Annotated in this window: 23 protein-coding genes; 11 read left to right on the top strand and 12 right to left on the bottom strand. The window is 57.7% G+C overall.

Going from position 1 to position 21014, the window contains the following annotated elements:
• Complete coding sequence (locus BJP61_RS11605) at window positions 1-4128, top strand: RHS repeat-associated core domain-containing protein (protein ID WP_171998379.1); 4128 nt, start codon at window positions 1-3, stop codon at window positions 4126-4128.
• Window positions 4129-4142: 14 nt separating this feature from the next.
• Complete coding sequence (locus BJP61_RS11600; protein WP_171998378.1) at window positions 4143-5060, top strand: hypothetical protein; 918 nt, start codon at window positions 4143-4145, stop codon at window positions 5058-5060.
• A gap of 124 nt (window positions 5061-5184) precedes the next feature.
• On the opposite strand, the gene uvsE is transcribed toward BJP61_RS11600, so the two are convergent.
• Window positions 5185-6159 carry a UV DNA damage repair endonuclease UvsE gene (gene uvsE, locus BJP61_RS11595; protein WP_075193106.1) on the bottom strand — a complete coding sequence of 325 codons (975 nt, stop codon included), beginning with the start codon at window positions 6157-6159 and terminating at the stop codon, window positions 5185-5187.
• 147 nt (window positions 6160-6306) lie between these two features.
• On the opposite strand from uvsE, the gene BJP61_RS11590 reads away from it, so the two are divergent.
• From BJP61_RS11590 to BJP61_RS11560, 7 genes are all read left to right on the top strand, one after another.
• On the top strand, window positions 6307-6642 hold the full coding sequence (locus tag BJP61_RS11590; protein ID WP_171998377.1) for a hypothetical protein: 336 nt from the start codon (window positions 6307-6309) through the stop codon (window positions 6640-6642).
• A gap of 54 nt (window positions 6643-6696) precedes the next feature.
• Window positions 6697-7833 carry a YbfB/YjiJ family MFS transporter gene (locus tag BJP61_RS11585; RefSeq protein WP_171998376.1) on the top strand — a complete coding sequence of 379 codons (1137 nt, stop codon included), beginning with the start codon at window positions 6697-6699 and terminating at the stop codon, window positions 7831-7833.
• A gap of 225 nt (window positions 7834-8058) precedes the next feature.
• Window positions 8059-9273: an EAL domain-containing protein gene (locus BJP61_RS11580; RefSeq protein ID WP_171998375.1), complete on the top strand. Its 1215-nt coding sequence runs from the start codon at window positions 8059-8061 to the stop codon at window positions 9271-9273.
• Between the two features lie 170 nt (window positions 9274-9443).
• Window positions 9444-9869, top strand: a complete 426-nt coding sequence (locus BJP61_RS11575) for a DUF2231 domain-containing protein (protein ID WP_038862987.1) — start codon at window positions 9444-9446, stop codon at window positions 9867-9869.
• A 12-nt stretch (window positions 9870-9881) separates the two neighbouring features.
• Complete coding sequence (locus BJP61_RS11570) at window positions 9882-11183, top strand: sorbosone dehydrogenase family protein (protein WP_053531564.1); 1302 nt, start codon at window positions 9882-9884, stop codon at window positions 11181-11183.
• A gap of 96 nt (window positions 11184-11279) precedes the next feature.
• On the top strand, window positions 11280-11639 hold the full coding sequence (locus BJP61_RS11565) for a hypothetical protein (RefSeq protein ID WP_171998374.1): 360 nt from the start codon (window positions 11280-11282) through the stop codon (window positions 11637-11639).
• Between the two features lie 69 nt (window positions 11640-11708).
• Window positions 11709-12011 (top strand): hypothetical protein, encoded by a 303-nt coding sequence (locus BJP61_RS11560; RefSeq protein ID WP_171998373.1) that lies wholly within the window; start codon window positions 11709-11711, stop codon window positions 12009-12011.
• A gap of 6 nt (window positions 12012-12017) precedes the next feature.
• Here BJP61_RS11560 and BJP61_RS11555 read toward each other — a convergent pair whose 3' ends face one another.
• The gene (locus BJP61_RS11555) at window positions 12018-12392 is read right to left on the bottom strand and encodes a hypothetical protein (RefSeq protein WP_171998372.1); all 375 of its coding nucleotides are present in this window, start codon (window positions 12390-12392) and stop codon (window positions 12018-12020) included.
• A gap of 255 nt (window positions 12393-12647) precedes the next feature.
• Here BJP61_RS11555 and BJP61_RS11550 point away from each other — a divergent pair, with 255 nt between their 5' ends.
• Entirely contained in the window at window positions 12648-12974 is a 327-nt protein-coding gene (locus BJP61_RS11550) for a cupin domain-containing protein (protein ID WP_171998371.1), read from the top strand.
• Window position 12975: 1 nt separating this feature from the next.
• Here BJP61_RS11550 and BJP61_RS11545 read toward each other — a convergent pair whose 3' ends face one another.
• The 5 genes from BJP61_RS11545 to BJP61_RS11525 all read right to left on the bottom strand — a co-directional run bounded on the left by BJP61_RS11545 (window position 12976) and on the right by BJP61_RS11525 (window position 16122).
• Window positions 12976-13545, bottom strand: a complete 570-nt coding sequence (locus tag BJP61_RS11545) for an NlpC/P60 family protein (RefSeq protein WP_171998370.1) — start codon at window positions 13543-13545, stop codon at window positions 12976-12978.
• A 282-nt stretch (window positions 13546-13827) separates the two neighbouring features.
• Window positions 13828-14178 carry a hypothetical protein gene (locus BJP61_RS21725; protein WP_255485122.1) on the bottom strand — a complete coding sequence of 117 codons (351 nt, stop codon included), beginning with the start codon at window positions 14176-14178 and terminating at the stop codon, window positions 13828-13830.
• A 368-nt stretch (window positions 14179-14546) separates the two neighbouring features.
• A complete protein-coding gene (locus BJP61_RS11535) occupies window positions 14547-14879 on the bottom strand; it encodes a DUF1493 family protein (protein WP_161581706.1) in 333 nt (110 codons plus the stop codon).
• A gap of 24 nt (window positions 14880-14903) precedes the next feature.
• On the bottom strand, window positions 14904-15413 hold the full coding sequence (locus BJP61_RS11530) for a GrpB family protein (protein ID WP_171998369.1): 510 nt from the start codon (window positions 15411-15413) through the stop codon (window positions 14904-14906).
• 19 nt (window positions 15414-15432) lie between these two features.
• Window positions 15433-16122: a B3/4 domain-containing protein gene (locus BJP61_RS11525; RefSeq protein ID WP_171998368.1), complete on the bottom strand. Its 690-nt coding sequence runs from the start codon at window positions 16120-16122 to the stop codon at window positions 15433-15435.
• Between the two features lie 43 nt (window positions 16123-16165).
• Here BJP61_RS11525 and BJP61_RS11520 point away from each other — a divergent pair, with 43 nt between their 5' ends.
• Window positions 16166-16765 (top strand): XRE family transcriptional regulator, encoded by a 600-nt coding sequence (locus BJP61_RS11520; protein ID WP_171998367.1) that lies wholly within the window; start codon window positions 16166-16168, stop codon window positions 16763-16765.
• A 9-nt stretch (window positions 16766-16774) separates the two neighbouring features.
• Here BJP61_RS11520 and BJP61_RS11515 read toward each other — a convergent pair whose 3' ends face one another.
• Genes BJP61_RS11515 through opgC form a run of 5 tightly spaced genes read right to left on the bottom strand, consistent with a single transcriptional unit; the run spans window position 16775 to window position 20918 of the window.
• The gene (locus tag BJP61_RS11515; protein WP_171998366.1) at window positions 16775-17206 is read right to left on the bottom strand and encodes an ATP-binding protein; all 432 of its coding nucleotides are present in this window, start codon (window positions 17204-17206) and stop codon (window positions 16775-16777) included.
• 4 nt (window positions 17207-17210) lie between these two features.
• A complete protein-coding gene (locus BJP61_RS11510) occupies window positions 17211-17549 on the bottom strand; it encodes an STAS domain-containing protein (protein ID WP_038862958.1) in 339 nt (112 codons plus the stop codon).
• Window positions 17539-18759: a SpoIIE family protein phosphatase gene (locus BJP61_RS11505; RefSeq protein ID WP_171998365.1), complete on the bottom strand. Its 1221-nt coding sequence runs from the start codon at window positions 18757-18759 to the stop codon at window positions 17539-17541. The genes BJP61_RS11510 and BJP61_RS11505 overlap by 11 nt, the downstream gene beginning before the upstream one ends.
• A 9-nt stretch (window positions 18760-18768) precedes the next feature.
• Window positions 18769-19683 carry a hypothetical protein gene (locus BJP61_RS11500; protein ID WP_038862956.1) on the bottom strand — a complete coding sequence of 305 codons (915 nt, stop codon included), beginning with the start codon at window positions 19681-19683 and terminating at the stop codon, window positions 18769-18771.
• Between the two features lie 14 nt (window positions 19684-19697).
• The gene (gene opgC / locus BJP61_RS11495) at window positions 19698-20918 is read right to left on the bottom strand and encodes an OpgC domain-containing protein (RefSeq protein WP_171998364.1); all 1221 of its coding nucleotides are present in this window, start codon (window positions 20916-20918) and stop codon (window positions 19698-19700) included.
• Window positions 20919-21014 lie beyond the last annotated feature (96 nt).

The following is a 21014-nucleotide window of genomic DNA, read 5'->3' as shown; positions in this document are numbered from 1 at the left end:
ATGCACTCCGGCGCCCATTTCGACCCACAGCTTGGCCTGGATATCCACCTCTACCCGTGGCCGCTGCCGACGCCGCATATCGGCCTGGTGTTCGACGTGTTCGACTACCTGCCGTTTATCGGCACCACGGTGCATGTGAACGGCATCCGGCGCGCCAGCGCGGGCACCGGAGGCATCGCGATTCATATTCCCACCGGCGGAGCCTGGGTGCCGCCGCTGCGCCTGCCGGGCGGCCCGCAGCTCGAAGATGAACTCTTTATGGGCAGCAAAACCGTGTCGGTGGACGGCGAGCCGTTTTCGCGTATCGGGATGCCGGTGCTGAGCTGCAACGTCGTGGGCATGGTGCCGCCGTTTCGGCCAAAGCGCGCCGCCAAACCGAAGCTGCCGTCGCTGACGTTGCCGCTCACGTTCAACCTGGCGCTGCCCAATAACGTCATCGTCGGCGGGCCGCCGACCGTCAACCTGATGGCGCTGCTGATGCGCGCGGGCTTAAGCGGCCTCGGCAAAGGCGTGAAAAAGCTGAAAAAGACGCCCCAGTGGCGGCTCTTTATGCGCCGGTTTACGAAATTTCGCCAGAAACTGTTCCGCAATATGGCGCCCGGGTTTCTTAAATGCCGGGTGCTGCGCGCCGAGCCGGTCGATATTCGCGACGGTAGCGTCCATCTTGAGCAGCGCGACTTCCTGCTGCCGGGGCGGCTGCCGCTCGACTGGGGACGTTTTTACTCCTCGGCGGATATTAACGAGGAGGGGCTGTGCGGCTTCGGCTGGCTGACGCCTGCCGATACCACGCTTGAGATCATGCGCGACGACGGCGTGGCGCTGCTCACCGAGCCGGAAGGCGTGACGCTGTTCGTCGGGCTGCCGCCTGCGCCCGGGCGCGAGCACGCGGTGTCTGGTCTGCCGGACGGCAGCCGCCTCTGGTATGAGCTGCGCGACGGCGAGCCCTGCTGGCAGGTGGAGCAGGAGAGCGCGCTGTGCTGGCAGTTTACCGGGCGCGACGGGCGGCTGTGCGTTGATGCCGTCGCCGACCGCAACCACAACCGCTGGCAGTTTGAACGTGACGCGGGCGTGCTGACGCGCCTGCGTGAATTCAGCGCCGAAGGCCCGACGGGGCGCGAGATCCTCGTGACCTGCGAGCAGGGCCGCTTGCAGGCGTTGCGGCTGCGTAATGCATCGGATGGCGACGTGACGCCGCTCACCCGCTATGAATATGACGAGACGGGCCAGCTGGTTGCGGAAATCGACGCGCTCTCGCACCCGCGGCGCTTTCGCTACCAGCAGCGGCGCATGGTCAGCCACGTCGATCGCAACGGGCAGGGGTTTCATTACGCCTTCGATGACGCCTGGCGCGTGGTGCACGCCTGGGGCGACGGCAACGTCTGGGATTACCGGTTCGAGTACCACACGCTGCTTAACGAAGTCGCGGTCACCGATTCGCTCGGCCACCTCTCGCGCATCACCTTTGATGACAACGGCCTGCCGGTGTCCGAGATTGATCCGCTCGGCGGTAACACGGTTTTTCGCTATGACGATGCAGGCCGCACGGTGGAAGTGACGGAGCCTGACGGCAGCCAGCACCGCTGGGAGTATGACGCGCACGGCCGGATGACGGCGGAGCATCTGCCGGGCGGCGGCGTGGTGCGCGCCACGTTTAACGATTTCGGCCAGCCGCTGTGCGTCACGGACGAGAGCGGCGCGCAGTGGACATCGGACTATGACGCGGCGGGCAACCTCATCGCGGGGTGCGACCCGACGGGCATGTCTGCGCATTACGTGTACGATACGCTCGGCCAGTTGCGCGAGGCGGACGTGCCTGGCCGCCCGGTAACGCGTTATGACTACGATCGCTACGGCTTTCTGACGCTTATTGCGCAGGCAGGCGCGGGCGAAACGCGGCTGCGCCATTCGGTGCGCGGTAATCTGCTGGAGAAACGCGACGCGAGCGGCGGCGTCACCCGTTACTTCTGGGATATGAAAGACCGGCTGGCCGCGATGCAGACGCCGGAGGGGCAGGAGATCCGCATCGGGTACAACCGCGAAGACGAACCGGTGCGCTACACCGATGAGGCGGGCCGCGAGACGCGCTTTATCTATAACGCCACCGGCATGGTGACGGCCTGCCACACGCCAGACGGCACGCAGACGGGTTATGAATATGATCCGGAAGACCGCCTGCTGGCCGTTATCAACCAGAACGGCGAACGCTGGGCGCTGGCCCGCGACGCGCTGGGCCGCGTGGTGACGGAAACCGACTACTGGGGCCAGGCGACACGCTACGAATGGGATAAAGGCGACCGGCTGATACGCCGCCTCGACCCGCTGGGGCGCGAGGTGCGCTACGGCTACGACGCCTCTGACCGCCTGCGGGAACGGCGCAGCGGCGACACGCTCACCGCCCGTTACCACTACGACGACGGCGGCCGCCTGACGCTGTGCGAAAACCCGTGGCGGCGGCTCGCCTGGCGCTACGACCGCGCAGGCCGCGTGCTGTGTGAAGATCAGGACGGTTTTCAGCTTCGCTATGCCTATAACGCGCGTGGCCTGCCGGTACTGCGCGAGAGCGACGCCGGGCACCGCGTGGGCTATACGTGGGACGACGACGACCGGCTCATTGGCGTGCAGCTTAACGACGACGCGCCCGTGGCGCTGCGTTATGACGAGACGGGCAGGCTTGCAAGCGAACAGCTTTCGCCGACCCTGCGGCGCGCGATGGCGTATGACGCGCAGGGCCGGCTGACAACACAAGAAGTGACGCAGGGCGATATGCCTCTGTTTGCGAGCGGTTACGCCTACGACCGCGCCGGGAATATGACGCGGCGGCAGGACAGTCAGTGGGGCGATGACCGCTACCGTTACGATCCGGTGGGGCGTCTCGTCGCGCACAGCGAGCCCGACGGCGCGCTGCGCCAGTTTGTACACGACGCCGCGGGCAATCATCTGCACACGTGCGTTCAGGCGGTTGATGATTCGCCGGGCGGCTGGTTTCGCGAAGGCGTTCACGAGGGCGTGCGTTACGTCTTCGACCGGGCGGGCGAACTGCGCCAGCGCCGTAACCTGCACACCGGCGAGGCGAAAGAGGATTTCCTCTGGGATGAGAACCGCCAGCTGATTGCGGTGCGCAAGGGCGAGCATCAGGTGCGCTACGGTTATGACGCGCTCGGACGCCGCGTCTTCAAGCAGACGCCAGACGAGACGCGCTGGTTCTACTGGCAGGGCGACGCGCTGGCGGGCGAAACGGTCACTCGCGCAGCGGCGTCGCTTGCGCCCTTAAGCCTCTTCGACACCGGCGGGCGCATCAAACGCGAGCAGGCCCAGGCGGCGCTTTTTCATCGGATGCGTGAATACATCTATTACCCCGGCACTTTCCGCCCGCTGGCGCTACTGACGCAGGAGGGATCTCTGCGGGAGAGCTGGCACTACCACTGCGATCCGAACGGCGCGCCGGTCCGCCTGACGTCGGTCTGCGGGGAGATCGTCTGGGCGGAGCGCACCGGTGCGTGGGGCGAAAAAGGCCAGGTTTTTGCCAGCCGCATCGATAACCCGCTGCGCTTCCAGGGGCAGTATTTCGACCCGGAAACGGGTTTACATTACAACCGCTACCGTTACTATGATCCGGCGATAGCCGCCTATATCAGCCAGGACCCGATAGGGATGCTGGGTGGGGGAAACCCGTATCGCTACGCTCCTAATCCATTGATGTGGATTGACCCTTTGGGTCTGATTCGCGGTCCGTCAACTCTACCCGATGAGCCCGGTGTTTATATCATCCATGCAGGCGGAAAGTCATATGTAGGCTCGGCAGGTATTAAGCAACAGGGGATGCTTTCTCGCGTATCGAGCCCGGAACATGCCAAGGCGCAAAGATTGCTTTCTCAACCAGATGTCAAGGTTCAATACATTCGTGTTCACCTTGATGATTCGCTTACAGAAAGCGAAAGAAATAATATTCTGCGCTATTTTGAACAGCGTGAGTTCGATAAGGAAGTAAAAACTGTAGGTATAAATAACATGCTTAATGATAAGGGTTCGAGGATACAGGCTAAGCGAAAAAGATCTTACGCATTGTCGTTAATTTCTGAAAATAAAATTCGTTCATCAAGTAGACGAACAACTTGTAAAAAAAGTTAGTGCGAGGGAGTAAAATGCAACAGACTAAACTTGGTGCTATCACGTATCATTATTTACCCGATAAAGATAATAGATATTATTGCATGGGAAATAAAACCGCCTGCCAGCATTTTGCTGAGGATGGCGCAAAAATTATACCCTGGTCTAAGGCTCCAGAATTTGATGATGATGTCGTCTCTCTTCGACTGGAACTGACCGACAAAAATGTGAAATCGCTGAAGGGTAGGCCTCCTCAGTGGCTGGCAGGCTTAGCTAAGCTAACGTTTCTGCAAATGCCACTTGAGTTAATGGTAAATATGGAGCCGGGAGATCTTCCCGTCGGACTTAAAAGTTTAATGTTAGTTCATTATGAAACAAGTAGTTATTCCGCTCCTATTGCATGGAGGGCGCTTGCTGAATCGACTGCATTAGAAGCGTTAACTTTGCAAAATGATTTTGGATCAGAATCCTGCGCTGCTTTCACTTGCGTTAGTGACTTTCAGATGTTGAATTTATCATTCCTCTCTTACGATTCTGCAAAAAATGGGAAACTTGTAACGCTGATCGATAATAATAAAAGTTTCGAATTTATCAGTATAGATTGCATCACCCATGATGAAATAAATTCAGACGCTGTAAGAAACGCGACCGGGCTAAGTTTTATCGGCGTAGATAAAACCATAGATCTACATTCACTCGAAGGCTTAAGCAATCTGGAAGCTATTTTCATCAACAGCGCAAAATGCGAAATTGATTGTAGCATTTTTGATAAAATACCGAATATTAAAGAAGTGGAAATTATTAATAGCAAGAAAATAACTAACCCCGCTGCACTGTTAGCTAATCGAAAGGTTAATAAGCTTTTTGTTTTAGATTGCGGCAATCCGTTTAAGAAATTAAAAAAAGAAGTCGATCCTGGCGATTACGAACTTCTTGATATCGATTATTCGTAACGGATTGGTAGGGTGGGTCAGCTTGCGCACCCACCATTGTGTTAACCCGGCGGGTGCGCAAGCTTACCCGCCCTACATCGCTGTACCCAAAACGGCGCACCCACCGATATGGCGCACGCAAAAATCACGCTACCTTCATCACGCCTTTCAGTAGCGCATAATCGTAGAGTCGGTCGCGGGCGATATTTTTCATCTTCACTTCGCACATGATGTCGAAATCGGTAAAAGACAGCGCCCAGTCGTTCAGCGTGCTGTTGAAATAATAATCGGAATGCGCGCGCAGTTTGGTTTTGGGAATGCCCAACTGCGACTGCTCCGGGTATCCCTGTTCCGGGATAAGCCCTTCCTGAGAGATAGAATAATGCAGCACCGGGCGCACGCCGCGCCAGGAGGCTTTTATCTGTTCGATACGTGGATCGTCCGGCGTAATAAACGCATTCTCTTTTACCCAGTAGTGATGAATATCCAGCACGATGGGGCACAGCCCCTGGGCCTGTAATACATCATCCAGCGAGCAGGAGATTTCATCGTTCTCCACGGTTAACATCTTCTGCGCCTGCGGGCTTAAGCGGTTAAACGCGTCGCGAAAGCCTTCGACGCCGCGCTTGCCATTCATGTGAATATTGATTTTGAAATCCTGAAAACGCTGCCCGTAGCCCATCATCACCGCACAGGTGGCGTGATATTCCACATCCTCAATAGCGCGATCGACCACATCAGGATTATCTGACGCTAACACCGAATACTGGCCGGGATGAAAGGAGAGGCGGATATCCTGTTCGCGCGCATATTCGCCGCAGCGGGTAAACAGCGGCGCGAGATCGCCCAAAAATTCCTGATAGACAGGTCCTGCCTCGGGCACCGTATAGAGAGGAAGTAAATCGCTGCCGATGCGCATCATGCGCAATGCAGGCGGTAACTGTGCGAGCTGCTCAAATGTAGAATACAGATTCCTGAGATTGGTCTCAGAGAGCTGATATAAGAGCGCCAGCCGTTGCTCATGGCTGAGGCTTAAAAAACGGGTGCGGGTCGTCGATTTAAACGGAAACTCCTGCTTTAGCCCTGAATCTAAAAACTTACACGCGAAACCTAATTTCATGCACCCTCCGGTTATCTCTGGTTTTAGTGTAGCAGTTGAAAACCGGCCGCCGCGTTACACCGTAGAGCCGCGGTTTAAGGAAGGGCGTTATACTGTCCGTTTGTTGCGGTTCTGCCGCGCTATTTACTGGCTTATCAGAAACAACTTATGAAATTTTTCACCTGGCGCGTTGTTCTTTTCCTTTTCGCCGTCGCGGCGATGGCGTACGCGTGGCTGGCGCCACATTACAGCACTGAAGATAAGGCGTATTACGCTGCGGTCTTTTGTGCCATCCATGCCGACGACCCGGCCACATGGCCCGCCCGCATGGAAAATGCCATTGAGGGCAGCAACAACGATTACGCCCTGCAAAAAAGGCACTATAACGCCTCGCTTGGCCGTGAAGTGATCAAAACCTGGCAGGGAATGAACGGGGCAACGCGCGCCGCGCTCGCCGCCGCCCCGCAAACCTGCGGCGACGAACTTGCCCGCGCGATGCGTTAAGGTTGCCGATTGGCGGCTACACTCAGTGACGGGATTGACTGAACTGAGGTCGCTTTGCTGTCCGGACATAAATTTCTCGCCCTGAGCGGGTTTTCGCTGATTGCCGCCGCCTATGGCCTGGCGCGTTTCTCCTGGGGATTGCAGTTGCCCGCCGTCATCCGGGATATCCCGATGTCTTCAACGCTCGTCGGCGTGCTGTCGGCGGCGTCGTTCGCGGCGTATGGCGTGGCGAGCGTCGTCGCCTCTCTCTGTACCGCCCGCACCGGCCCCCGCTTACCGTCGCTGCTGGCGGGTCTCTTCGCCATTGTCGGGTTGCTTATCCTGGCGCGGTCGCCCGGCCCGCTCTGGCTGCTGGTGGGAGTGATCTGCGGCGGCGTCAGTTCCGGCCTGGTGTCGCCGCCTATGGCCGAAGCGGTGAACCGGAATGTCGCGCCGCCGCAGCGCCCCGGCGTCAATACGGTTATCAATGCCGGTACCGGCGGGGGAATTATCGTCTCCGCGCTTGCCGTACTGCTGATGCCGGGCCAGTGGCGCGATATCTGGCTGCTGTTTGCGGCTGTAGCGGTTGTCCCGACGCTGATGGCGATGCGCGCTATGCCAGCGGGCGCCACCGGCGAGCGCGTCTCGTTGCAGCGCCAGCTTGCGGCAGTCCGACAGCCCGCGCTGCGCCCGCCGCTGATCGTCGCGCTGTTAAGCGGGATCGTTAGCGCCGCGTACTGGTCTTTCGGGCCGCTGATGTTTGCCTCACTTGCCGATAAAGCCGCGCGCGACATCACGCTGCTGTGGCTGGTGACCGGCGCGGCGGGATGCTTCGGGGTTCTTACCGGCGCACTGATCGGACGCGTCGGGATTAATACGGCTCACCGGCTGATGCAAATCCTTACGCTGCTCGCCTTCGGCCTGCTGGCGCTCTCTTATACGCAGCCGTGGCTGTGCTGGGGCGTGGCGGCGCTGTATGGGTTTGCGTATATCACGCTCTCCGGCGTGTTGCTGGTGAGCGGCGTGGAGGCGGCGGGCGAGTTCCCGGCTGCCGGGCTTGGCGCGGTGTTTCTGCTGCTGGCGATTGGCCAGATGGCGGGCTCCGCGCTGTTTGGCGCACTGCTTGATAGCGTCGGCGCAGTCACGGCGCTGGGTATTTTTGGCGTCCTGGCGCTGGTGGCGCTCCTGTTACCGGCGACGCGCGCGAAATAACGGCGCGTGGATATATGCTCAAGAAAGCCTGCCGCACGCCGATAAACGTCTTATAAAGCTGCGCCTTTGATGGCGTACGGGGCGGGAGAAGGGGATCGGGCGCTTCCGCTGTGCTTTCTGGTCTGCCGGCGGAGTGCCGGAAGGGTAATTCAGGAATGTTTAAGTGCCGGTCGAACAAGCAGCGAAACGCTGTAATGGACGTCGAAAATGAAACCGGAGGTTGAAATGTATTCCTTCATAGCGCGACAGCCTATCTTTGATGCGTCGCTGAACACGGTGGCCTATGAGCTGCTCTACCGGGACGGACTGACGAATGCCTTCCCGAAAGTCTCCGCCGAGTTCGCCACCAGCCAGCTGCTCGCCGATCATTTTCTGGTAACGCCGTTACAGCGTCTTTCCGGCAACCATACGTCGTTTATCAATTTCCCGTATGAGATGATCGTCAACGGGCTGGCGCTGTCGCTGCCCCGCCACAAAGTAGTGATTGAAATCCTGGAAGACAGCACGCCGGATAACGCGCTGTTTACAACCGTGCGCGACATGTATGAGCGGGGCTACTGCTTTGCGCTGGACGATTTTACGCTGGAGAGCGAATGGAGCCGGTTTCTGCCCTATATCAGCGTCATCAAGTTTGATATTCAGTCGACAAGCGTTAATCAGATCAAAGCGTTTTTGAAAAATCATCCCAACCTGCGCTGCAAACTGCTGGCTGAAAAAGTTGAGCGCCGCGAAGAGCTGGAGCAGTATCAGAAACTCGGCTTTCATCTTTTCCAGGGCTATTTCTACAGCAAGCCGGAACTTATCAAAACCAAAAAGCTTCCTGAACAAAAAGTCTTTATTCTTGAGTTGATTCGCGAGGTCAATGCCGCCCGCCCGGATATCGCCAAGATAGAAACGCTCATCAGCCGGGATGTCGCGCTGACTTATAAGCTGATGCGCTATGTGAATAACATCAAATATCAGCATAACTACCACGCCAACGCCGAATCGCTGCCGTTTCGCAGCATTTTTGCGTTTCTCGGGCTCTATGAGCTGAAAAGGTTTATTACTATCCTCGCTGTCACCCATATCAGCGATCCGTCAGTGAGCGAGCTTTATAACGTGAGTCTGGTGTACGGACGCTTTTGCGAGCTGGCGGCGCACCGGATAGGCGGCGTCAGTGAGGATGACGCGTTTATCGCCGGGCTGTTCTCACGCCTCGACGCGATTATGGATATCCCGATGGAGACGCTGCTGGAGCAGATTTACGTCTCTAAAGAGGTCAAGAAAGCGCTTCTCAACCGCGAAGGCATTCCAGGAACGCTGGTTCGTCTGTGCGAGGCGTTCGAGCGCGCCGACTGGCCGCAGGTGGTGGTCGTGGCGAAAGAACTTAATCTCACCCAGCGCGATATCATCGATATGACGCATGAAGCCGTGAAGTGGGGCGACACCTTAATCTGATTTTTTCACGTCTGGCGGCCCGCCCGGCGCCGCCGTCACGCTCGCAAGCTAAAACGTTGTTCCGATTATCCCGTCATTCTCGCGCATCTTGACTACGCTTTTACAGGCACGCCGACGTGCGGCGCCTGTGCGCTGACGTCGTTGGTTCTGGATGACTTCAGGAGACGGAGATGCACCCTCACACGACCTCACGATCCCCGGCAGTTGCCGTGGCGCTGTATGAACTGCTCAACCCCATTCCCTTAGGCTTTTTCGTAGCCGCGTGGATTTTCGACATCATCTACATGAAAAGTTTTGTGCTGATGTGGACGCACGCCGCCAGCTGGCTCATCGCCATCGGGCTGGTGGTCGCCATTATCCCGCGACTGATAAGCCTCGGGCAGATCTGGCCTGGGCGTCGCCATCTGCACGGCCCGGCGCAGCGGCTGCATTTCTGGCTGAACCTGGTCGCGATTGTGCTGGCGATCGTTAACGCCTTTATTCACAGTCGTGATGCTTACGCCGTGGTGCCTGCGGGCGTCATTCTCTCTACGCTGGTCGTGGCGCTGATGCTGCTCGCCAATGTTCAACTCGCGTTACGCCAACGCACTGCTTAAGGAGAAGCCCGCATGAACAACATTCATCGACTCGCGCTTGCCGTTTCGCTGGGCGTTTTACTCGCCGGCTGTGATAACAGCGCCACGCTCGACCCGCAAAAACAGGTCGGGCCGAACCCGGAACTGCCGGAGGCGAAAAATTTCCTGCTGCCGCCGATGCAGGTGCCGGAAGGCGTCGCGTGGAAAGAGGGCGAAATGCCCACAGTGGCGCAGGGCCTGAAAATTGAAAAAATCGCCGACGGGCTGATGCATCCGCGTCAGGTCTATGTGCTGCCGAATAACGATATTCTGGTGGCGGAATCCAACGGCACGCCGAAGCCCACCACCCGTCCCAAGCAGCTGATTATGGGCATCGTACAGAAGGCGTCCGGCAAGGGCGGTCCTGGCGGTAACCGCATTACTCTGCTGCGTAACGTTAACGGCAAATGGGAAAAACATACCTTCATCGAAAATCTCAACGCGCCGTTCGGCATCCAGCTTACCGGCAATACGCTGTGGGTGGCGAACGCCGACAGCCTGGTAAAATTCCCGTACCAGGAAGGGCAAACCGAGATCCGCACGCCGGGCGAAGAGGTGACCGAACTGCCCGGCGGGCCGATTAACCATCACTGGACGAAAGCGCTGCTGGCAAGCCCGGACGGCAGCAAGCTCTACGTGGGCGTGGGTTCGAACAGTAACGTGACAGAAAACGGCATCGGCGCGGAATACCGCCGCGCGGCGGTGCTGGAGGTGGACGCCGCTACCGGCGCGAGCCGTATCTACGCAAGCGGCCTGCGTAACCCGACTGGCCTGCAGTGGGAGCCGCAGAGCGGCAAGCTGTGGGCTATCGTCAATGAGCGCGATGAGATCGGCTCCGACCTGGTGCCCGATTACATGACCTCAGTGCAGGAGAAGGGCTTTTACGGCTGGCCGTACAGCTATTTTGGCCAGCACGTGGATGAGCGCGCCAAACCGCCGCGCCCGGATCTGGTAGAGAAAGCCATCAAGCCTGACTATGCGCTTGGCTCGCATGTCGCACCGCTCGGTCTGCATTTCTATACGGGCGAGAATATGCCGCAGTATCGCGGCGGCGCGTTCATCAGCGAGCACGGTAGCTGGAACCGCTCGCCGCTCAACGGTTATCAGGTCGTATGGGTGAAATTTGAAAACGGCAAACCGGTGGGCATGCCGCAGCCGGTCGTCACTGGCTTTCTGACGGACGATCAGAAGCAGGTGCGTGGGCTGCCGGTCGGCGTCGCGCAGGATAAAAACGGCGCGCTGCTGATTGCCGATGACGCCGGTAACGCCATCTGGCGCGTGAGCGCCGCGCAGTAACCCTAAAGGCCGCCCCGTGCGGCCTTTTCTCCCTCCCCGAAGCAACGTACCGCCGCCTGCTATACTTCTCTTTCATTCAACAGCAAGGAGTTAACGATGCCGGAATCTGTTCAACGCGACGCGATGCCTTATTTTCTCTTTCTCTGCGAAGGCCGTGTGCTGGCGCAAAATATTGATGGCCGGATTATCGATCTTGGCGAGGCCACCGATGAGAACGGCACCTTCGCCTGGCGTCTTGATGGCAATGACGAGCACGGCGAAGGGCTAAAAAGCGCCGCTGCGGTGCTGGACGATATCGCAGGGCATCTGGAATTTCTGTTCCTTGACGGGCAGTTTACCAGCCTGCCGGATGTGGCTGAGGATTACGCCGGTAAACTCGACGAGGCGCCCGCCAAAGAGATCGTACTCAATGAGATGAGCGATAAGGGCGGCGACGATAACCCGACAGCCGTATGACGTCGCGCCGCTGTTCATTACGGCGGCGATTCGCTAAGCTCCCGGCGTAAAGTGACAGGAGAGCAGGCGATGGATTACCCGGACGCGGAAAAGCGCGCGCGTGATAAAACGGATTTCCGGGTACGGCTGGCGTTAATCGATGAACTGCGTGACGCGCCAGCGCCCGAAAGCGTCACGCTGCTGACGTGGATAATGAAAAACGACTTTGTGTTTGCGGTGCGCGCCGCCGCCTGGCGCGCGCTGGCGCATAAAGGCGTTCACTGCGCGCCACCGCGTGAGAAAAACGGTTTTCGGCTCTGGCTGGAGGGCGCGGCGCGCAAAACCGGGCGCGGCCTGCAAAAACTCTACGACTGGCTGTGGATTTTTACCTGACGCCGGTTATTTCTCTTCCTGCGTCTGCTCGTCCTGGGTCTGTTCCTCTTCCTCATTGCCTGGCAGGAAATCAGACACTTTCAGCTCTGACAGCGACGCCGCTTTCTCTTTAGCGGCGTCAAGCTGTGCTGTGGCGTCGCCCGGCAGGAGATCGGAGACGGTCGTTTGCGCCGCACTGCTCGCTTTTTCTTTGGCCTCATCCCACTGGTTTTGCGCTGAATCTCTCAGCCCGGCGGCGCTGGCGCTGGCCTGCGCTTTCAGTGCTTCCGCCTGTGTTTGCGCCTCTTTCACATGGCTGTTGAGTTCCTCTTTGGCCGCGTCGTCGCAGGCCGCCAGGATAAACGTGGCGCCGACCAGCGCCGCGAGCGCGAATCTGTTCATGATGTTTTCCTTTATATAAACGCAGGTGTGTTCGCATCTTACCTGCTGGCGCGTCCATGCGCAGCGGGCGGGCGAGGGCGGGGCGTGCAGGCGCGCCAAAGGCTTTAAGCAGATTTACGTAGCCTGTTCAGGCAAATAAATGAAGTCGTTTATTTTCAAACAGTTAATTCGACAAGACGCAGGCGCGCGGCGGATTCTTTACACTGCGGCTAAAATTACCAGCGAGGTAAAGGTGTGTAAAACAGCGAGGCGGTGATGAATTTACTACTCAATTTCCCCGATGCCGCGCAGCGGCGCGAGGCAGAGACGTTCGAAACCCTGATAGAACGCCCGGCGCTGCGGGTGGAGCGTATCGTCTCAACCGGCCAGGCGAGCCCGCCCGGTTTCTGGTACTGCCAGGCGCAGGGCGAATGGCTGGCGCTTATCGCAGGCCGCGCCGCGCTGCGCTTTGAAGACGGCGAGGAAGTTACGCTACACCCCGGCGACTGCCTGAATATCCCGGCGCGGCGTAAACACCGCGTGGAGTGGACCGACGCCACCGCGCCAACCGTCTGGCTGGCGGTATTTTACGACGAGGCGTAAATCAGGAGCGGTTACTGGCGAGATCCGGCGTTGTATTGTGATTCAGCGTGACCACCGAACTGATATTATCCGGCAGCCGACGCGCTTCTAAATAAACGGTTTTCCAGTAAGGATTATCTAAAGACGAGCGGGTTACGCCTTTACTGGTGGAGGCGTGAATAAACTGCCGGTCAGAATCATAGAAGCCCACATGCAGCGCGCCCTTAATACGGAAAAATACCAGATCGCCAGGCCGCAGTTTATTTTTATCGACCCCTTTGCCCATCTGAATTAATTCATGGGTGGTGACGCGCGCCATCGGCAGATTAAAGCGGTCGTGTAAGGTACGCCAGACAAAACCAGAGCAGTCGATGCCGTCGCGCTCTGTGCCGCCCCATTCATAGGGCGTGTTGTGCCAGGTATTCATCTGATCATGCAATGCCGCGATAACCGGGATCAAATCGGGGCGCTGGCTGTTGGCAGTGGCCGCAGGATACGGGGCGACAGCTTCAGGTTTTGGGGCTTTGGTTGCGCATCCTGTCAGATAAGTACAAAAGAGTAGGGCAAAAAAAGCGGTGGCGCGGAATTCCATATCGACTCACTGACAAGAAGGTTTACTGTTTCGGTGCCGGGATTTTTACTAAAAAAGCGTTTTATCGCCAGCGCTTTCTCATGCTTTACACTTATTGACGTATATGAAAAATAATGTTTCGCCAGACTGCGATTTTTCTGAATAGAGTATTCAAATGTGACCGCTTAAATGTCAGTTGCGAGGATAACCAAATATTTTTCGTGGGGAAAATAACGCATTGTGATTACATTTATTTGTGATTAGCTTTTGCGCGCCATTTATTTAACGCCAGCAACTATGAGGTTATTTTAACGCGCCGGTGTCGTTATTCTGGCGCAGCGCTGCCAGCAGGCGCGCTTTACGCTGCTCGAGCTCGATTATCTGTTCTTCAATAGCTTTCAGACGCTGATACTGTACGGCCTGGGTTTCCGGACAGAATGATGCGCCTTCAATCAACAGCATGCAGACGGGAAAGGCGCGGATCTCAGCCACGCTAAAGCCGGTTGCGATTAACCGCTGGATCAGCAGGAACGGCGGCGCGACGGGAGTGATACGCCGGGCGCCGCTTACTGGCGAGAAAAAACGGTGCGCTACGTGAATTCTGAGAAAAAGCGTGAGGCTCAGCCGTGCAGATTTCGCGTAGCGCAACGGCATTACGTTAACGCGATGCGGGGGTTACGCATCAGGCATGCAGGGCAGGTCAGAATGGGGACAGGCGAACAGCGTCGGATGGCCGGGTTCCGGATTAAAATGTAATTTAACATAATATACATTATGCGCACCGAGGTGATTCGTGGCTGAATCCAGCGTTTATCGGTCGTCATCGCCCTGGTCGCTGACAGCGTCTCTGCGCTCATTGCTTTCGTTAGGACACCTTTATCTGAAATGGTTTTCTCTCGTTTGCCTGTTCCTGCGTTTACCGCCCAGGTCGCGAGCGCGCTCTCGTTTGCTGAACGATAGCTCTTATGCTGACTGACTGAATCCATAACCGACCTTTTGGCTTTGTGTGAACAGAATTATTATCAGTCATACAACCACCGCCCAGCCCTGGCAGACTCGATAAGCATGCCGACAGTAAAAAACGGCACCTGCGGGATCTCGTTTTTACGAAATGGATTGAGCATGACGCTCAGCGGCGGATCGGGCGGATAGTATGTGGTTATGGAGAAATTCCCGCGCGCCACGCGAAACGTCGTGAAGAAATCCTCCATCAGCTCCAGCGCGTCGTCATCGTCCAGCTGCAGGTCGACATCCAGATCGGTCTGTTCTGTCAGTTCAGGTTTCCCGAAGAGGTAAAAACCGTGATGCTTTCTTACGAGCGTATAAACCCGCGCTTCAAGGCTGTCGCTTGTCATCAGATCCTCCGCGCTTAACGCTTATCACTGCGCCAGCGCCTGCCGCTCATGCGTTGCAATAAATTCGTTTTTCAGCGCGCTGTAGAGAACAGACTGATACCCGCTGTCGCGGGCGGCGGCCAGTTTCAGCGCTTCATATTCCCGCGCGATTTCCTCATGGGCGCGCAGATAATCGCGAAACGCCAGGTGGCGCGTAATGTGCGCGCTGCCGGTACGGAAAGCATGAATATGATGCGTGCGTGCGGCGTCGCCTTTCACAAAGTAACGCCTGCCCGGTATACCGTATTCGCCGCGCGGCGTGTAGCCCAGCGCCTGCATGGTATCAGCGCATGCATCGAGCGCGGCTATATCAGCCACCTCAAGCAGGATGTCGATAACCGGTTTGGCTGTAAGCCCCGGTACTGACGTACTGCCAATATGATGAACGGCCACAACAACCTTGCCGAGCGAGGCGCGCAGCCAGTTTGCTTCTTTACTGAAACGATCCGGCCAGGCCGGGTTATACGACTCAAGCGTGATTAATCGTGCGGCCATTGTTATCTCCTGCATAAACTCAGCCAGGCGCAAGCGTTTCCATAACTATCTGCGCGCCCGGCATCATCGCGGTTAACCCGTCGATAAGCTCCCGGGCTGCGGCACTGGCGGCGTCCTCCGGCATCGGCGGCAAGCATTCCAGAATAAACCACATCGCCTGCGCGTGCGAATCCAGGCGGGTACGCACGCCCTGCCGCCAGTTCCAGCGCCGACATGTTACGCCTGCGTCATCGCGCCATACCGGTTCGCCCGGCTCCGGCGATTCGTTTACTGTCTCGCCTGCTTTAACGGTATCGAAAGCTTCCGTGCCGACGGCCATCACCAGGCGCGGTTCCCCCTGGTACGCCGCAACGTTTTCACCGCCAACGGGTACGGCGTATTTGATACTTATCGCGTTATAGAGGTCGACGACAGGATCGAGAGACGGCATGCTGCCATCGCGCGCGACGCGTTTGCGCAGCGCCTGCGCCGAGCACGGCGTGCGTTTGGGTTTAGCGCCAAAGGCCTGAAACACGGCGTCCCACGCGTCAAGATGCGCCTGCGCCCACGGAAAATCATCGTGTTGAACGTGGCGGCAGGCCGCCTCCAGCGCCCTTCTCCCTGCATCACTGTCAACCAGCGGTGCGGCAATCACGTGAATACTGATGGCCCTGAAGCCGGGTGCAAGCTGCATGATTGCCGGCGCGATTGACGGTTTTAACGGTTTCATCGGATAATCCTGTAATGACTATTTTATTTCATGGTAATGACCAGTGACCCATAAAGTCAATATAATGACTGATTCAGGTTCCGATGCTGACTCTCTGAGCCTCGCGCTGGCACAGCGCTTAAAAGCCTGGCGTAAAGCGCACAAAGTGACGCTGGACGCGCTCTCGCAGCGCGCAGGCGTCAGTAAAGGCATGCTGGTTGAGCTGGAAAAAGCGGCTGCGAACCCCAGTATCGCCATCTTATGTAAGATTGCCGCCGCGCTGGGACTGTCGGTGGCCGATCTCCTAAATGTGGCGAGTCAGCCTGCGGCGCGGCTGATTGATGCCGGGTCTATTCCGGTGTTATGGCGCGGAGAAAACGGCGGTACGGCGCGGCTCCTTGCCGGTACAAGCGGCCCGAATATGGTTGAGTTGTGGCGCTGGGAGATGCCGCCGGGCGAGGCTTTTAGCTCAGCGGGGCACCCGCACGGCACCGCTGAACTGCTGCATGTCGAATGCGGGGTGCTGACGCTTGTTATCAACGAAGAACCGTTGCAGGTGCCTGCCGGGTCGTCTGCGGTGGCCCGTACCGATGCGCCGCACCGCTACGTCAATGCGCATAATGAGCCGCTGATCTTTACCATGACGGTATATGAGCCGCACTGAAGCGGGTTTTTAAGTGACAACGTCACCAGTAAACTGCTTGCACAGCGTCAGGCGATTTAGTGCACCGGCGCTGTACAGGACGTCATCGACGCACGCGACTATCAGCATCAACCCTCGCCCGCCTTCACACATCAGCGCCGCGTCGTCGTCCTGCGCCGCCTGACGAGCCTCGTCGAGTTTGCCGTCAGGAATGGCGTTGCCGTCATCAGTGAAAATGACGCGCGCGCACTCGCCCTCGCGCTGAAACTCCACGGTAAACTCACGCGTCGGGATCTCGTCCAGCGCGTGGCGGATGACGTTCGCCGCCGCCTCGCAAACCGCTAAATCCAGCGCGAAACGCCAGCTGTCGTCCACCGGCAGCGATGCCATAAACTGTGCGAGCGCATCGGCGATCGGGCCGAGTGCCTCTAGGCGCGCCGGGAACGTCAGGACGTCGCTCATTGGCTTATCCTTTTAGCCGGGCGAGCGCGGCGGCGCGATCGGCGCAGAGGACAAATACCCTGTCCATGCGGGTGAGTTTGAACATGTTCATGATGTTGTTATTCAGCGAACAGAGCGCCATCTCCCCTTTGCCGTTCATCTGCTTAAAGAGCGCAATCAGCGTGCCGAGACAGCTACTGTCGATAAAATCCACGCGCGAGAAATCGATAATCAACCCGCCGGTGGTGCGGGCTATCTCTTCGCTTACGCCCTGGCGAAACGCGGCCGCCACCGAAGCGTCAAGCCGACGCGCCACGGGCGTTATCACGCTTACGCCGTCCAGATGTTCAGTTTCAAGATTCATCGCGCACTCCCTCTGTACTGCGTTCAATAATTAACAGTGATACGTCATCGGCCATCGCCACCTGATCGCCCTTCCTCCCGGCGCGCCAGCCGACAAGTTTCTCATGCAGCGCGGGAAAGATAGCATCCAGCGGGCTGGAAACGTGACGCTGTAACCAGTTTTCCAGACGCTCCTGGCCGAATTGCTCATGCTGCGAATTTTCGCACTCGGTAATGCCGTCGCTGTAAAGACAGAGACGGTCGCCGGGGCGCAGCGTGAACGGCGTTTCATCCCAGCTTAAGCCCGCCAGTAACCCTACCGGCGCCCCGCCGCCGCCGATGCGTGTAATGGCGCCGTCGGGGTGCGTGATAAACGGCGTCGGATGCCCGGCCTGGCACAGCGTGCCCTCCCCGGTGTTGATATCAATAACGCCGTAGACCATCGTGAAATAGCTGACAATTTCGGTGTCGTCATGACAAAAACGCTCGTTGAGGATACGAATGACCTCGTGCGGCGCGGTCACGCTGTCGCCGTCAAACAGAAAGCGCTCTACCGCGCGCCCGTGCAGGAACTGGCGCGCCACCGCGAGCGACATCATCGCCGCGCCCACGCCGTGGCCTGCCACATCTACGCAGTAAAAGCCAAGATGGCTGTCGAGCGGGAAAAGATTGAAGATATCGCCGGAGACATAGGCCGACGGGACAAACAGCCAGTCGGCGAAAAAGCTGTCGTAGTGCATCCGCCGCCCGGGCAGCACCGACCGCTGAAGCTGCGCCGCCGCCTGGAGATCGCTTTCGATTTGCGTCAGCGCCTCGCGCAGCCGCGCATTGCGGGCCGCAAGCGTCGCTTCCAGCTCCAGGATACGCTCGCCCGCGTGCAGCCTGGCGCGCAGCTCGCTCTGGTTGACAGGTTTACTGAGGAAATCATCGGCGCCCGCCTGAAAGCCGAGCGCCAGATCGTCCACGCTCTCGCGCGCGGTGAGTAAAATCAGGTAGATGTAGTGTTCCTGAAAGCGCGCGCGGATCTCCTGGCAGAGCGTCAGCCCGTCCATCACCGGCATCTCCCAGTCACTTAACACCATATTGACCGGCTGTGTGGCGAGCACGTCCAGCGCCGCCTCGCCGTTGACGGCTTCCAGCACCTCGTAGCCCCATTTTCCCAGCATACTGCCGAGCAGCCGCCGGTAAACGGTGGAATCATCAACAATTAACACGCGCTGTCTGTCAGGCATGGCGGCTCCTCAAAGCGGTAAATACCAGATAAGGCTGACGGTACCCTCGCGGAACTTGCCATTGCCGCTCGCATGGCCAGGGTAACGCGTGCCGCTGTAGTTGGCGTACTGAATCGAGAATGTGCCCGGCTTGTAGCCCGCGTAGCCGAAGCTGTAGCTGTAATCGCCGTTCCACGGCTGTTGCTGGCTGCTTTCCGGATACCAGAACGCGGTGGCGCGCACAAAATAGTGTTGCTTGTACGTATAGCCGCAGCCGCCCAGCACCACGTTTTTATTACTGCGGATGCCGTTGCTGGCGAGATCGTAGTAACGCGGCACCCAGGTATAGCCCACCTGGCAGATAATGGAATCGCCCTTGTTAATCAGCAGATGCTTCTCCAGCGGTTTGGGAAGCGAGAATTTATACGCCGCTGTGACGCCGCCCTGCTCAAAATAGGTGCGCCGCTTGTTGCCTGAAGGCCAGATATGGTTATCGCCATAGTTGCTGTAAACCAGGCTGAAGGTGTTGGCGTGCCAGTCGTCATAGCCGAAGCTGTAGCGAAAGTCGCTGGTATAGCGGCTAAAGTCACGTACCGGCGCGCGCAGCGTGACGTTAGCGAAGAGAAAGCTCCACGGCGAATACTGCATGCTCAGGTTAACGGTCTGGTTGATTTTGTTAGTCTGCGACGCGGTATCGCTACTGTTCGGGATCGTCACCCACTGATCTTTCAGCCCGCTGTTAAAACTCAGCGCGCCGGAAAACTTATTGTCATTGCCGGAGAAAAGCCGTCCCCAGCGGCTGGTGAACACGCCTGTCTGAATCGGCTCCGCCTCGGTATCGGTGCTTTGCTTCGCCGCCGCAGCGGCGGGCGGCGTGGCGGCGATGCCCGGTTGCGCCGCCAGTGCGAGCGTCGCCAGACCGAAGTAGTGAAATGCCCTCGTCATACCCTTGTCGTTCCTTAATTGGGGATCCAGCGTCCGGCGACGTCATATTTCGCCATCAGCCAGAGAATGCCCAGCGCCACGCTGTGAACCAGCGTATTTTGCAGCCAGGCCTGATGCCATAAATCGAAATGCACCACCTGGCTTACCAGCAAGACCACATACACATGCAGAATAAAGGTATAGAGCGAGTGCTGGCCGAGCGGGATAAGAAACCAGCCGGTCAGGCGGTAGATGGGCGTCCAGCACCAGGTCAGCAGCAGATAGACCGTCACCATCAGGCTAAAATCGTTCAGTACGCGCAGCGGCCCAAGCCCGTTCTTGGCAGCCCAGGTGTGGTACAGCGCGTTGAAATCCGCAGGCGATATCACATGCATCAGCAGGCCCGGCGGCATAAAGGGGTTGGTATGGTTCTGGGCGATAAACAGTAATATCAGCGCGCAGATGACCATTACCGTGACGGTCACTTTCCCCGGCCCGGTGCGTGCCAGCGACAGCAACTCCTCTTTATGCCAGCCACAGCACATCCCTAAAACGTAGATAAACTGCCAGGCCATCAATGGAAACGCGAACTCAAATTCGCTGTGGGTCAGGCGCATCGGGTTCACCTGATACAGTCCGTAAATCAGCGCTGATATGGCAATCAGCCACGGAGTTTTACGATATTGCAGCAGCGCGAGATACAGCGGGCTAATCAGCAGCAAAAAGACGTAAAGACCCAGAATTTGCGTCTGATGCGGCCCAATTTGTAAAAATAAAACAATGTTGAACCAGGTTTCTTTAATTTGCGGCGTGGTGGGAAACAGTGACCAGGTATTGCCAGAGAAACGATCGACAAAGTGCGTTATTTCAAAGGTATTAATGAAGGGCAATTTCGATAGCAACAACACACTCAAAATAATAACGACATTAACGAGATAGATCTTCCATGCGCGCTGCCAGAGCGCCCATCCCACCGTCAGTAATACGGCTTTTTGCAGTCGCTGACGATTGAGCATGCCAAGCATAAACCCCGCCAGGATCACAAACCCTTCAGCGCCTGTGGTTAATCCGAAACGTTCCCACGTCAATATATTAAATATCGACATCACTTCGGTATGCGCCACTATCATCATAACCAGCGCAATGCCGCGCATCAGGTCGATACGCAGGTCGCGCCGGTCTGCCGCGACATAGCGCCAGGAGACGCGCGAGCGCGGCATGTCGCGGGTTGAAGCTACGCTTGCAGAATCGCTCATCGGCACGGTTTCTTATCGGCTGGGGCCGCCCACGCCCGGACAGCGCAATATATTCTGAGTATTATCAGAAAAGTGTATACGGCAATAAGCGGCTGT

This window comes from Cronobacter sp. JZ38 (assembly GCF_008932145.1).
GTDB classification, from domain to species: Bacteria; Pseudomonadota; Gammaproteobacteria; order Enterobacterales; family Enterobacteriaceae; genus Cronobacter; species Cronobacter muytjensii.
The sequence above is the reverse complement of the archived record's forward strand: the minus strand, read 5'-3'. Positions and strand labels throughout refer to the sequence as shown.